Source organism: Aliiroseovarius sp. ABM4_368 (genome assembly GCF_056161205.1).
The window spans coordinates 129,814-142,533 of sequence record NZ_JBSWYR010000001.1 but is presented as its reverse complement, the minus strand read 5'-3'; the positions used below and the strand labels follow the sequence as shown (position 1 = coordinate 142,533).

General features: G+C 55.3%; 14 protein-coding genes. 8 read left to right on the top strand and 6 right to left on the bottom strand.

Translation table 11 applies throughout. The features are described from left to right. The first annotated feature begins 68 nt into the window (after positions 1-68). A complete protein-coding gene (gene metG, locus ACXAH3_RS00715; RefSeq protein ID WP_474860148.1) occupies positions 69-1,784 on the top strand; it encodes a methionine--tRNA ligase in 1,716 nt (571 codons plus the stop codon). An 18-nt stretch (positions 1,785-1,802) separates the two neighbouring features. Here the strand turns inward: metG and ACXAH3_RS00710 are convergent, their stop codons facing one another. Next, positions 1,803-2,612, bottom strand: a complete 810-nt coding sequence (locus ACXAH3_RS00710) for a M90 family metallopeptidase (RefSeq protein ID WP_474860147.1) — start codon at positions 2,610-2,612, stop codon at positions 1,803-1,805. 202 nt (positions 2,613-2,814) lie between these two features. On the opposite strand from ACXAH3_RS00710, the gene ACXAH3_RS00705 reads away from it, so the two are divergent. The 3 genes from ACXAH3_RS00705 to ACXAH3_RS00695 all read left to right on the top strand — a co-directional run bounded on the left by ACXAH3_RS00705 (position 2,815) and on the right by ACXAH3_RS00695 (position 4,405). Continuing rightward, on the top strand, positions 2,815-3,321 hold the full coding sequence (locus tag ACXAH3_RS00705) for an NUDIX hydrolase (protein ID WP_474860146.1): 507 nt from the start codon (positions 2,815-2,817) through the stop codon (positions 3,319-3,321). Positions 3,322-3,409: 88 nt separating this feature from the next. After that, entirely contained in the window at positions 3,410-3,886 is a 477-nt protein-coding gene (locus tag ACXAH3_RS00700; RefSeq protein WP_474860145.1) for a DUF1178 family protein, read from the top strand. A gap of 66 nt (positions 3,887-3,952) precedes the next feature. Next, the gene (locus ACXAH3_RS00695; protein WP_474860144.1) at positions 3,953-4,405 is read left to right on the top strand and encodes an N-acetyltransferase family protein; all 453 of its coding nucleotides are present in this window, start codon (positions 3,953-3,955) and stop codon (positions 4,403-4,405) included. Positions 4,406-4,426: 21 nt separating this feature from the next. Here the strand turns inward: ACXAH3_RS00695 and ACXAH3_RS00690 are convergent, their stop codons facing one another. Beyond that, positions 4,427-5,194, bottom strand: a complete 768-nt coding sequence (locus tag ACXAH3_RS00690) for a calcium-binding protein (protein ID WP_474860143.1) — start codon at positions 5,192-5,194, stop codon at positions 4,427-4,429. Between the two features lie 191 nt (positions 5,195-5,385). On the opposite strand from ACXAH3_RS00690, the gene ACXAH3_RS00685 reads away from it, so the two are divergent. Then, the gene (locus tag ACXAH3_RS00685) at positions 5,386-6,621 is read left to right on the top strand and encodes an aspartate kinase (RefSeq protein ID WP_474860142.1); all 1,236 of its coding nucleotides are present in this window, start codon (positions 5,386-5,388) and stop codon (positions 6,619-6,621) included. 116 nt (positions 6,622-6,737) lie between these two features. On the opposite strand, the gene ACXAH3_RS00680 is transcribed toward ACXAH3_RS00685, so the two are convergent. Further along, positions 6,738-7,094, bottom strand: coding sequence for a VOC family protein (locus tag ACXAH3_RS00680; protein ID WP_474860141.1), 357 nt, complete (start codon positions 7,092-7,094; stop codon positions 6,738-6,740). 84 nt (positions 7,095-7,178) lie between these two features. On the opposite strand from ACXAH3_RS00680, the gene ACXAH3_RS00675 reads away from it, so the two are divergent. Further along, positions 7,179-7,931 carry a helix-turn-helix transcriptional regulator gene (locus ACXAH3_RS00675; RefSeq protein WP_474860140.1) on the top strand — a complete coding sequence of 251 codons (753 nt, stop codon included), beginning with the start codon at positions 7,179-7,181 and terminating at the stop codon, positions 7,929-7,931. A gap of 14 nt (positions 7,932-7,945) precedes the next feature. On the opposite strand, the gene ACXAH3_RS00670 is transcribed toward ACXAH3_RS00675, so the two are convergent. Then, positions 7,946-8,596, bottom strand: a complete 651-nt coding sequence (locus tag ACXAH3_RS00670) for a TetR/AcrR family transcriptional regulator (protein WP_474860139.1) — start codon at positions 8,594-8,596, stop codon at positions 7,946-7,948. Positions 8,597-8,690: 94 nt separating this feature from the next. Between ACXAH3_RS00670 and ACXAH3_RS00665 the strand changes: the two genes are divergently transcribed. Both ACXAH3_RS00665 and ACXAH3_RS00660 read left to right on the top strand, forming a co-directional pair. Further along, positions 8,691-9,398 (top strand): NAD(P)H-binding protein, encoded by a 708-nt coding sequence (locus ACXAH3_RS00665; RefSeq protein WP_474860138.1) that lies wholly within the window; start codon positions 8,691-8,693, stop codon positions 9,396-9,398. A 160-nt stretch (positions 9,399-9,558) separates the two neighbouring features. Continuing rightward, positions 9,559-10,644 carry a hypothetical protein gene (locus ACXAH3_RS00660; RefSeq protein ID WP_474860137.1) on the top strand — a complete coding sequence of 362 codons (1,086 nt, stop codon included), beginning with the start codon at positions 9,559-9,561 and terminating at the stop codon, positions 10,642-10,644. Positions 10,645-10,683: 39 nt separating this feature from the next. On the opposite strand, the gene ACXAH3_RS00655 is transcribed toward ACXAH3_RS00660, so the two are convergent. Next, the gene (locus ACXAH3_RS00655; RefSeq protein WP_474860136.1) at positions 10,684-11,589 is read right to left on the bottom strand and encodes a DMT family transporter; all 906 of its coding nucleotides are present in this window, start codon (positions 11,587-11,589) and stop codon (positions 10,684-10,686) included. A gap of 108 nt (positions 11,590-11,697) precedes the next feature. Beyond that, positions 11,698-12,687: a hypothetical protein gene (locus tag ACXAH3_RS00650; RefSeq protein ID WP_474860135.1), complete on the bottom strand. Its 990-nt coding sequence runs from the start codon at positions 12,685-12,687 to the stop codon at positions 11,698-11,700. Between the last annotated feature and the right edge of the window lie 33 nt (positions 12,688-12,720).

Sequence of the window (12,720 nt, the reverse complement as noted above, 5' to 3'; positions counted from 1 at the left end):
GCGCCTGACCCTCTGGTCATGGGACGGGCCATGTCGTATACGGCCACAAACACGTATTCGGAGCTCACATGAACCGCGTCCTTATCACTTCGGCGATCCCTTATATCAACGGGATCAAGCACCTTGGAAACCTGGTTGGCTCGCAGCTGCCAGCGGACCTTTACGCCCGCTATAACCGCTGCCGGGGCCGCGAGGTCATGTTCATCTGTGCGACCGACGAACACGGAACGCCCGCCGAGCTGGCCGCCGCCAAAGCCGGCAAGCCAGTGGCCGAGTTCTGCGCCGAAATGCACGAGGTTCAGGCCGAAATCGCGAAGGGCTTCCGCCTGTCGTTTGATAGTTTCGGTCGTTCATCCAGCCCGCAGAACCACAAGCTGACCCAGCATTTCGCGGGCAAGTTGGCCGAGAACGGGTTCATTGAGGAAGTGTCGGAAAAGCAGGTCTACTCGAATGCGGATGGCCGGTTTCTGCCCGACCGCTATATCGAGGGCGAATGCCCCAACTGCGGCTATGACGGCGCGCGCGGCGACCAGTGTGAAAACTGCACCAAGCAGCTGGACCCAACCGACCTGATCAACCCGCGTTCGGCGATTTCGGGCTCGACCGATCTGGAGGTTCGCGAGACCAAGCACCTGTATCTGCGTCAGTCTAAGCTGAAGGACAAGCTGGACGCATGGATCGACCAGAAGACAGATTGGCCCGTCCTGACGACCTCGATCGCGAAGAAATGGCTGCATGATGGTGACGGGTTGCAAGACCGCGGCATCACGCGCGATCTGGACTGGGGTGTGCCCGTTAAGAAGGGCGACGAAGACTGGCCCGGAATGGAAGGCAAGGTCTTTTACGTCTGGTTCGACGCGCCCATCGAATACATCGCAGCCACCGCCGAGCTGGCGGACGAGAAAGGCGAAGGCCCCGAGTTTTGGGAACGCTGGTGGCGCACCGACAAGGGTGCGGACGACGTGCGTTACGTGCAATTCATGGGCAAGGACAACGTGCCTTTCCACACCCTGTCCTTCCCGGCGACGATCATGGGGTCGCAAGAGCCGTGGAAGCTGGTCGATTACATCAAATCGTTCAACTATCTGAACTATGATGGCGGGCAGTTCTCGACATCAAAAGGGCGTGGCGTGTTCATGGATCAGGCCCTGTCGATCCTGCCTGCGGATTACTGGCGCTGGTGGCTGCTGAGCCACGCGCCCGAGAATTCGGACGCTGAGTTCACGTGGGAAAACTTCCAAGCCAGCGTGAACAAAGACCTTGCAGATGTGCTGGGTAACTTCGTCAGCCGCGTCACCAAATTCTGCCGTTCGAAATTCTCGGAATCAGTGCCGGAAGGTGGCGAATACGGGGAAGTTGAGGCCGCGCTGATCGCCGACCTAACAACCAAGGTTCGCGCCTATGAAGGCCACATGGAAGCCATGGACGTGCGCAAAGCCGCGCAAGAACTGCGTGGCATCTGGGTCGCTGGCAACGAGTATCTGCAAACCACCGCACCATGGGCGACGTTCAAGGAAGATCCCGAACAGGCCGCCGCGCAAATTCGTCTGGCCCTGAATCTGATCCGCCTCTATGCAGTTTTGTCTGCCCCGTTCATCCCCGATGCGTCGCAAACCCTGCGCGTGGCAATGGACACAGATATGGAATGGCCAAGCGACGTGGCCGAGGCCTTGGACACGCTGAAACCGGGCCACGCGTTCACCGTACCGGAAAATCTGTTTGCCAAGATCGCAGACGAACAGCGTGAAGAATGGCAGGAAAAGTTCGCAGGCACACGCGATTGATCAATATAGTTGGACCTGTCACCCCCAGCTTGACGGGTCCAACTGCAATAGCTTGGACAGTTGCTGATAAACCTCGGGCTCATCTGTCTTCAGCGTGTCAGGTTGCTCAAAAAACAACTCGATCACAACGGCGAAGAACTCTTCCGGGCCTTCGGCCCCATATGCATCGATTACAGTAGGGCGCCCAGCTTGGACCTGCGCGACATGGTGTTCGTAGGCAGCACTGATCACCCGGCGCCACGCGTCGAAGCTTTGCCCCTTTGCCATCAACGGCGCACCATCTGTGTCGCCCGATAGACCATCAAGCTGATGGGCGAATTCGTGCAGGACCACGTTATGGCCATCCACGTCGTTCAATGCTCCCTGCTCGCTGTCCTTCCACGACAGAATAACGGGGCCATATTGCCAGCTTTCACCGCTGCGAATGGTGCGCTGTTCAGTCACGACATACCCATCTTGCCCGCGCCTAACTGATTGAAATGCTGTCGGATACACCAAAATGGTGCGCAGATGCCGATACCAAGCATCGCTGCCAGCAATAAGCAAACAAGCCTGCGCGGCGATCGAAATCTTCATATCGTCGGTAACGTCCAACCCGTCGCAGCCGTGAAAGGTCACTTGATTCAAAAACAGATTGATTTTGCCCTCGAACGCTGGCCGCAAATGCTCTGGCAATCGCGCGACAAGCGGGACTTGCGTCTCAACAATCTGGCGTTTTTCTTTCGACAATGGCTGTGACAGCAAGCGTCTGCGCGCATTGCGTCGCGACCAATAGCGATAGCCAAAGAAGCCTAAGATCGAAAGAAGGAGAAGCAGAATGAAAGGCATAGAGTAACCGAGCTCGTTTCTGGGTGTTACTTCCAAGTGGTGACTAAGATTACACAGTGCAACAGAAGGTGTTCGTTGGGGTGACTGTGGTGCGGCTACATTTCGCGCAAAACCACCCTTGAACCACCACATCTGCCGCATTTCCCTTTTTTTCGCCCCAAAAAGGACTATCTTTAAAGAGAGTTTACAGTAACCGGATAGAATGGCCGGACTTATGGGTAGCAATGGCGGTAAAAAGTTGACGATTGCGAAGGGCAAACAAAAGCCGATCCGGCTAACGCTTTCTGACAAGCGATCTGTGCGCACGCAGTTCGGCACGCTGCCTTTCCGTATTCACGATGGCAAGGTCGAGATCCTGCTGATCACCTCACGCGGGACCGGGCGATGGATCATTCCCAAGGGCTGGCCGATGGACGGCGAAACACCTGCTGGGGCTGCCGCAACCGAAGCGTATGAAGAGGCGGGCGTCGAGGGGAAGCTCTTTCATCAAGTGCTGGGGTTCTACGCCTATGACAAGGGATTTGCTGGCGAAAAGCTACCCTGCGTCGTGGCCGTATTTCCGCTGAAGGTTAAAAAGCAGCTGAAAAGCTATCCGGAAAAACGCGAACGCCGGCGCAAATGGGTCGGTCGCAAAAAGGCTGCGCAAATGGTGGGCGAGCCGGAACTGCGCCAAATCATCAAAGATTTCGATCCGAAGATGCTGCGCTAAAGCTGCGAAGCTGTGGACCGGGTCTTGCACAAGCCCCCGTCGGGTTTCATATATATTCGACACGACACCAGATGGACGCCTGCGCCCCATGATCCGCTATGCTTTGAAATGCGACCAGAACCACAGCTTTGAAAGCTGGTTCCAGAACGCCGACGCGTTTGACGCGCTGACGACGGCCGGGCATGTGTCTTGCCCCGATTGCGGATCGACCAAAGTGACAAAGTCTCTGATGGCCCCAAAAGTGCGCCCAGCGCGCAGTGCAGCGGCAAAACCAGCCCAGCCTGAAACCGTACCCGCACAATCGGCCCCAATGCCGCATGTTGCGCCCTCGCCTGAAGTGCAGGAAGAAATTGCCGCTGAAATCGCCAAACTGCGTGCCAAGGTCGAGGCGGAAAGCGACTATGTGGGCGAAGACTTTGCCAAAGAAGCCCGTGCCATTCATCTGGGCGAAGCCCCAGAACGCGCGATCTATGGCGAGACAAAACTTGACGACGCCAAAGAGCTGATCGAGGACGGAGTGCCCGTGATGCCGCTTCCGTTTACGCCGACGAAGAAGGTGAACTAGGGCGTTTTGTGCGACATGGCAATCGGTTAGGCTGGCGATGGAATTCTACCAGCTCTGGACCGTATAATGCCCGAAACAATCACCATCCGCCCCGTTACTGCCGATGACAACCATGCGTGGCGCGCGCTGTGGACGGCCTATCTGGAGTTCTATGAGACCAAACTGGACGACGCAGTCTATGACAGCTCGTTCGCGCGGATGCTATCGGGCGACCCCGGTGAGTTTCAGGGTTTGGTGGCCGAGAAAGACGGAGTGCTGGTTGGCCTAACGCATTTCCTATTTCACCGCAGCATGTGGAGCGTCGAGAACACTTGCTATCTGATGGACCTCTATGTTGATCCCAGTCTACGCGGCGGCGGCGTGGGCCGTCGGCTGATCGAAACTGTCCACAAGATCGCCAAGGACGCTGGCTGTTCTGGCACCTATTGGCTGACGCAGGAGTTCAATTACAAAGGCCGGATGCTCTACGATCAGGTCGCAACGCGGACGCCGTTTATTAAGTACGCGAAGAAGGACTGAGGGTTTAAGGCAGGCGGTTTTCTAAAACAGGAAGTCGTCGGCATCCAAATGCTTAATCTTCGTGTCCTCGATGATGATTTTGTTTTTACCGTACTCGATCACAACATCCCCGCCCTGCTTCGACATGTGGTTGCTTTTCAGGTCTTTCCAGTTCTTGATGGCAGTGACCTTTGATAAGTCGATGTCTTCAGCGTCGCTTTTGGCGTTGAAATCTTTGATCCGGTCTATTCCTGATTTGTTGTTGAATACAAAAACATCAGCATCCGTTCCACCAACAAGCACGTCCCTACCAAGTCCGCCATCCAAGGTGTCGCTTCCGGATTTTCCAAGTAACGTGTCGCGCCCAACTCCACCTCGTAGCGTATCGTTTCCAGCCCCACTATTGGCAAGGTCATTCCCCGATCCAGCGTTCACAACATCGGAACCCGCAAAGGACTTTAGAACATCATTGCCGCTGCTTCCCTTGAAGACATCAGCTTTGCGAAAGAGATACGTCAAGGCGCGGTCATCAACCCCCAACTCAAACCCCTTTATATAAATAAAGAAGCGATCAACCTCAGCATCGATGTCAGTGATGGTGTACTGGACATCTCCCTTTATGCTGTGTGTCATGGTCTTGAGGGAGCCATCGACGTCACCCCGTAAATCATAGTAAAAAGTGCCTGTATAAACGAGTTTTTGTCCACCCTGCTTCGTCACGATTTTCGAACTGGTGCTTTGAAGAGTGTTTCCTTCAAAGAGTTGAAAATCATTCATGTTAATCGGTTTTTTTGCAGTGAACTTAGCCATAGAAAATACTCATAATCCGCGAAGTTGGATTCGCCCGTAAATTGATTGACCGAACGCTAACTCATTTATTTTCAATCTGCCACCTTCCAGTCGACGAAATTTCAACTACACGAGGCTTATCCCTTCAACCCTTGCCCTTTCGCCCCCTCCTGCGTAAGAGAAGCCGGACGTAAAGGAAGGGATGGGGCAGCATGCCTATTCTGGTGATGAAATTCGGCGGCACATCGGTCGCCAATCTGGATCGGATCCACCGGGCCTCGAAGCGGGTCGCGCGTGAGGTGGCCAATGGCTATGACGTGATCGTCATCGTCTCGGCCATGTCGGGCAAGACGAACGAGCTGGTGGGCTGGGTGAACGAAACCTCGCATCTGTATGACGCACGCGAATATGACGCGGTGGTCAGCTCGGGCGAGCAGGTGACCGCAGGGCTGATGTCGCTGCGCTTGCAAGAGATGGAAGTCCCTGCACGCAGCTGGCAGGGCTGGCAGGTGCCGGTAAAGACCACCGGCGTGCACTCGGCCGCGCGGATTGAAGAAATCCCGACCGACAACATCATGGCCAAGTTCGGCGAAGGGATGCGCGTCGCCGTTGTAGCGGGTTTTCAGGGCATCGCGGATGATGGCCGGATCACAACTCTGGGCCGGGGTGGATCGGACACCACGGCCGTAGCATTTGCCGCCGCCTTCGGGGCCGAGCGATGCGACATCTATACCGACGTGGACGGCGTCTATACGACCGACCCGCGCATCTCGGACAAGGCGCGCAAGCTGGACAAGATCGCATTCGAGGAAATGCTGGAGCTGGCATCGCTGGGTGCCAAAGTTCTGCAGACCCGCTCGGTCGAGCTGGCAATGCGCTATAAGGTGAAACTGCGGGTTCTAAGCAGTTTCGAAGAATATGACCCGGAAGCAGGCACGCTGGTCTGCGACGAGGAGGATATCGTGGAAAGCAATGTAGTTTCTGGCGTCGCATACAGCCGCGACGAAGCGAAAATGACCCTGATTTCGGTGGCAGACCGCCCCGGCATCGCATCGGCAATCTTCACCCCGCTGGCAGACGCTGGCGTGAACGTGGATATGATCGTGCAAAACATCTCGGAAGAGGGTCGCACGGACATGACCTTCTCGTGCCCGGTGGATCAGGTGGCGCGCGCTGAAAAAGCCATGACCGACGCCAAGGCGTCGGGCGACATCAATTTCCACGACATGGTGGCGGATCAGGATGTGGCGAAAGTGTCGATCGTCGGCATCGGCATGCGTAGCCAAGCGGGGATCGCGGCCAAGATGTTTGACGTGTTGTCCAAAGAGGGCGTGAACATCAAGGTGATCACCACCTCGGAAATCAAGATCTCGGTCCTGATCGACCGCAAATACATGGAGCTGGCCGTACAGGCACTGCATGACGCGTTCGAGCTGGAGAAAGCGTAAGGTATACGGGCCCTTAGGTCTGAGAACAGGAACGGCCTCGCAAGGATGCGGGGCCGTTTTTTGTTTAGAACAGGTCTGCCGAAACGCTTTGGGGGCTTTACCACCCCCTTGCTTCGTCAGTCAGAAAAGCACAGCTTATTCCCATCCAGATCCCGTACATATGCCGAGAATTTCGGCCCACGCTGTCCCGGTTTACCCTCACAGGTGCCGCCAAGCTCCAACGCACGCGCGTGGATTTTGGTGACATCTTCAGCTCCTCCAACCGCAAAACCGACCATCATCCCATTTCCGACGGTGGCAGGGTTTTCATCAAACGGGTTAGCAACCGCAAAGGCAAAATCATCACCAACCCAATAGGTCATACGTTCCGAGGGTGACATGCTTTGCAGCCCGAAGGATGAAAACAGCGCGGTATAGAAGCCTTGCGCAGCATTCATATCGTTGGTGCCGACGACGAAATAGTTCATTTTCATAAGGGGTCTCCTGTTAGGTCACCCGCGCACAACGCGCGAGTCGAATCCATCTGGCCCCGGTTGTATTGATTAATGCGTCATTTTGTGTCCTATTTGATTATGGCGCGCACAACGACACCCAAAAAACTTAAACGCCTGGAACTTCTGGCTGCCGAACTGAAGCGGGACACGCATTGCACGGTTGGCGATCTGGCACGTCAGCACGGGGTCAGTCCGCGTACTATCACCCGGGATTTGGCGTTAATGCGGGATCAAGGCATGCAGATCGACGCAGATCGAGGACGCGGAGGTGGCGTACGACTTGATCAGCGTTGGGGTGTCGGGCGACTAAACCTGTCCTATGCTGAAGCGGTTGATCTGTTGATCAGCATTGCAGTGGCCGAGAAGATGGATTCCGCCCTGTTTTTGGCCAATCTCGGGGCAATTAAACGGCAGCTAGAAGCGTCATTCTCATCCGAGAAGCGTGCCAAGGTGAACCGGCTGAAATCCCGCATTCTGATCGGGGTCACGGCTTCGACCTATGTTCAGGCAGGGGCAAATGCACCCCCGAAACGTATCGTACAAGCCTTGCACCAAGCGTTCGTCGACCAAGAGATTCTTGAGGTTCGATACCAGCGTGAAGATGGAATGCAATCGCAGCGGCAAATTGAGCCCCACTATCTTCTTCTAAAATACCCGATCTGGTACGTCGTCGCTTTTGACCATCTGCGAAATGGGCCTCGCGTTTTTCGGTGTGACAGGATGATCGAGGCAAAAAGTACCAATTCGAAGTTTGCTTTGAAGCCGAAAGAGGTATTCGCGCCGTCACTAGATGATGACGATCTTTCAATTGGATAGGCGCGCCTACTTATTCACCGGCCATCTCGCTCCAACCCCGCAATGATCAACTCCACGCCCTGCGCGAAATTGTGCAGCCCATCATATTCGCGGGCAGCAACTTTCTGAGCCATAGCGTGCAGGTTGGGATAGGTGCCCACGGGGATCAAGTGAAGGTGGGCTTGGGTCACCTCGGCATATTCTTCGGGGGCGAAAGGGAAGTTCAGCTCTTGCAACGTGAAGCCATAAATGTGGCTGTCCATCAGATTCCAAGCGTGGTCGGCATCGATCAAGTCGAAGCCCGCATTGGTCATCACGGCCAGCGTTGCCTCGACATAGGCCAGCACGTTGGGGCCGGTGTTGGGCAACGACACCATCAGTTGAATGGTCCATGGGTGGCGCTTGAACACGGCGTAGGCATTGTGAGCACGAGCGCGGAGTTCATCCTGCCAAGGGCCATTCGGATTGGGCAACGGGATCTGCGAAATGGCCCAGTCTACCATGCCCATTAGCAAAGCATCCTTATTAGCGAAATGGTTGTAAAGCGACATCGCCTCGACCCCCAAAGCGGCGGCGAGCTTGCGCATAGACAGCGATTCGGATCCAGCGTCATCTGCCAGTTTCACCGCGGCGGCTATGATCGCGTCGCGTGTCAATTTCGACGTTTTCCCTGATTTCTTAGCCACTTGCACCCTTTCACTTGCTCATACTTGATTTACTTACAGTGTAAGTTTATATCAAGTCCCAATTTAACTTACGCTGTAAGGTAAGGCCACAGACATGAAACGCATCTGCATCGTCGGGATATCCGGCAAACTTGGACAATATATGCTTAAACACGCGCTTGAGCGCGGCTATCACGTGAATGGCGTGTGCCGAGAAAAAAGCGTGGGAAAGCTGGACGCAATGATGGCGGAACATGGCGATCGGATCACGCTGTTCCCCGGCAAAACCAATGACCGCGACGTGATCCGGCGGGCGGTGGAGGGCTGCGAAGGTGTGTTAACTGTGTTGGCTCCGTGGGGCGTGCAGCGGTATTCGTCTGGCACCGCACAGGCCGTTATGGATTACGCCAAGCCGGGGGCGCGGCTGATCTATTCCTGCGGGTGGCACATCACTCTGGACGGGAAGGATCGTTTCTCGTGGAAAATCAATGCGATCATCACATTCCTCAGCCCGCTGTTGAAATGGCTGCGATTGGTCGAGATTGACGATCAGTACCGCGCTTGTGACTTGATTTTCAAGTCAGATACCAAATGGACCGTCGTGCGCGGCTCGGACCTTGAAGAAGGCGAAAGCCAAGGACTGCCGGTTTGGGCCGAGCATGTGCAGGACCCTCTGCTAGCATCCAACATGACCCGTCGGACGGACTTTGCCCTGTTCATGGTCGAGGCGCTGCGGAATGACACTCTGATCGGGAAGGCACCTGCGATCTGCGGGGCCGGTACGGAAAGCGCGCAGGCCATGCACGGCGTGCAGAGTGTCTAGGCCGAGTAAGTCGACCCAGACAGCTTAACTGGACAGCAAGAAACATGGGGTACTATAAGCCTTATAGCACATCGAAAGACGCGTGCTTGGTCGTGACGGCTTCTGAAATGCTGCGACCTTGCACAACATATCAGGCCTTTACCGATTGTCGGAGTACCAAATGAAAACGCCCATCTACGAAGATCCGAACTATGTCATTTCCTACACCGAAGGAAATGATGTGCTGTGGGTCACCTTCGACCACGCCCATATGACGAAGTCCGACCATACCACGCGGGATGGGTGGGGCGAAGATATGCTGATCAATCAAGGCTATAGCGTCATGGCCGTGAAGCCGGCCCACTCCGATTGGTATATGCGTGGCGATTGGGACGAGTTTTTTCGAAGTGAAACATTTGAAGGCATTCGCGCATCCAAATCTCGTGTCATCTGCTATGGCCTGTCGATGGGCGGTACTGGGGCCCTGATTGCTGGTACAATCATCGAAGGCTCCAGCGTCGTCTGCATTTCTCCTCAAGTCAGCCCGTTTGCCGATGTCATCCCGGAAGAACGCCGTTTCATGCATTTGCGCGAAGAACTTTTGGACTGTCTCGACAGCAAACATGTCGATGTTTCGAAGCTGACGCCCGTCTGTGAAGCATGTCATATCTTCTATTGTGTCGATCACGCCGTGGATAAGAAGCACGTCGATATGTTGACCAACTTCGACATGAAAGACGAACTTCAGATGCTGGGGCAAAAGCACATCCCTATGTCCATGCTGCTTGAAACCGGGGTGATCAAACGGGTCATCAAAACGATTAGCCAACGCCCGCTGAACAAGGATGACTATGACGCGATGTACGATGCCGTTCTGAACACACCCGAGGCATTGGTTGCGAAAGCCTCGGAGCCCGATGTGGCGTGGGATGATAAACTGGCTTTGCTAGACAAGTGCGCTGGCATTGTTCGCAAAGGGCCGCGTTGGGAAAAAATCAAGGTGTCGTTCTTCATCAAGCAGTTGAAACATTTCGCGCGCCAAAAGGATTCAGGCATGGTGGAAGAGGTCTTCAGCCACCTGAAAACCCTCCCCTTTTTCACCCTGCAAGAAAAGTTTTTCTCGAAATGCCTGCCCCCTCTCAGATCGGCCGGTCGACAAGACCTGATCGACGAGGCGTTCGGGATTTATGCGGCAGACCCCAAGGCGGATCAGGCGCTTTTGGCAGGGCTGCGCGAAGAGTTCAGCTCTCAAGAGGTCGACAGCTAAATCTGATTTCAGATTGCGAAAGCTGGGACTGATCCCTGTTTAACGCCCACGCATGAACAGCCGCCCGTCATTCACCGCAAACCCGACCGCGATGATAGCGAAGCCCAGCCATGCCACGGGACCGATGCGTTCACCAAGGAACAGCGCGCCCAAGCCAATGGCGAAGGGCGGGATCAGAAGTGTGACCAGCATCAGGTTCGCAGCCCCTGCCCTTACGAGGATCGCAAAGTAGAGCACATAGGCCAGCGCAGTGGACAGAGCGGCAAGGCCGAGGAGCGCGGCCCATGTTGTGGCGGTTAGAGCGAGGGTTGGAGCGCCGTCTGTCATCCAGACCACTGGGGTCATGATCAAAGCGCTGGCCGTCACCATGCCCAGCGCGTTCATCAGCGGCGGTTGACCCGCCAGCATGACCCGGCCCCAGACGCTGGCAAAGGCGTATGACAGCGCGGCCCCAAGAATGGCCAGCTGTGCAAGGTTGGCGGGGTTGAAGCCGGAAACGGCCTCGGGGCCCATGATGACGCCGACGCCGATCAGGCCCAGAAGGGCGCCTGCGATCTTACGCCCAGTCAGGGGTTCGTCGACCAATAGGACGCCCGCGACGACTGCGCCGAACATCGCTGTGGTGCCGTTCAGGATCGAGGCCAACCCGCTTTCAATCTGCGTCTGCCCCCAGAAAATCAGCGAAAACGGGATCGCGTTGTTCAATGCGCCCATGCCCAGATAGCCGAGCCAGATCCGTGGATTTCGCGGGATCGGGATGCGTTTCATCGCCACGATCACCGCCAGAATGGGAATGGTCCAAACGACGCGATGCAACGTGATGGTCAGAGGCGGCACCTCGGCCAACGCAAGTTCAGCAAAGAAAAACGACCCACCCCAGACTGCAGCCAGCGCGATCAGCATGATCCATGCGGTGCGGTCCATTTGGAGGGCGGGTTGGGTCATTGGGCGGTGTCCTGTGGTGTTGCCCAATAGAGATGGCGGGATTTGCCGCGAAGGCCAATCCGTTTCTTGCTGGTTAAAGCGAGTGGCTACCCGTTGCGCGAAGAACCGCTAGTCGGTCATAGCTTCCGGCTTAATTTCTAGTGACAAAACTACCAAGCCAAGTGCGGTTTTTTGACCGTTGATGATGACGTACTGGCGACCTTCAAGGTTTCGCAGGAACGAGCGCTTCAGATTGCAAAACTCAGTTGGGCCAGTTGATGTTTTGATAAACAAAGATCCGTTACAACCCTTACGATAGCTATCGGGACGCACGCGAAGCACCTCAAACTGTTCAGCGCGCTCGTACCCGCTGAAACTGGCAAGTAAAGTGGCGGCCCCATCGCGTATAGCAGGCACATAGATCAGACTAAGGCCCGCGAATGACAATACGGCAAATACTGCCCAGCTTGGATATGTCGCCGTTCGAGCGTCACGCGGCAGGCAAAGCGCATAAGGGTAGAACATAAGCCCGAGATTCGTCGCAGCCAGTACCAGTGCCACCCAAACGGAGGCTGATGCCCAAAAAGGTGTAGGAAGCGTCTGATGCGTGAACAATCCAGCTAGGAGAAGGGTAATAAACACCAGCGCATTCAATGCACTGATCACCCTTAGCGCCAGATTCCCACGTATTCTCTGTAAAACCAAATCGAGCAGTTCATGCCGCGTCATTGTCTTGGCGGCGACCGACTTAACTCCAGCAAATGCCGTGCCGGGGAATACGAACACCCAAAAGAAACCAGCGGCGCTCATGAGCGCAATCCAGAACAAAACGCCAGACGCGGCCATCATCGGAACCAGCGGGGCAAACATCAAAATGGCGAAGATAAAGCGAAATATACCCGATCCGGATTGAGTTGCGATGTGCCTGACTACTGGAACAGTTTTGGTCGGGCGAATTAGGAACGCCCCCTTTGTCAGACAGAGAATTGTCAGCGCATATAGAAGAGCATTTTTACGGGAGTCGTCTTGCAGTGCGGCAAATAGGGTGAAGCCACTGACGCCTAGAACGTAAACTGAATAAAATACTGAAAAAGAATAAATAAACTTCGTTTTGCCCATTTGCTCTCTCAGATGACCTATTCACCTTGAGAT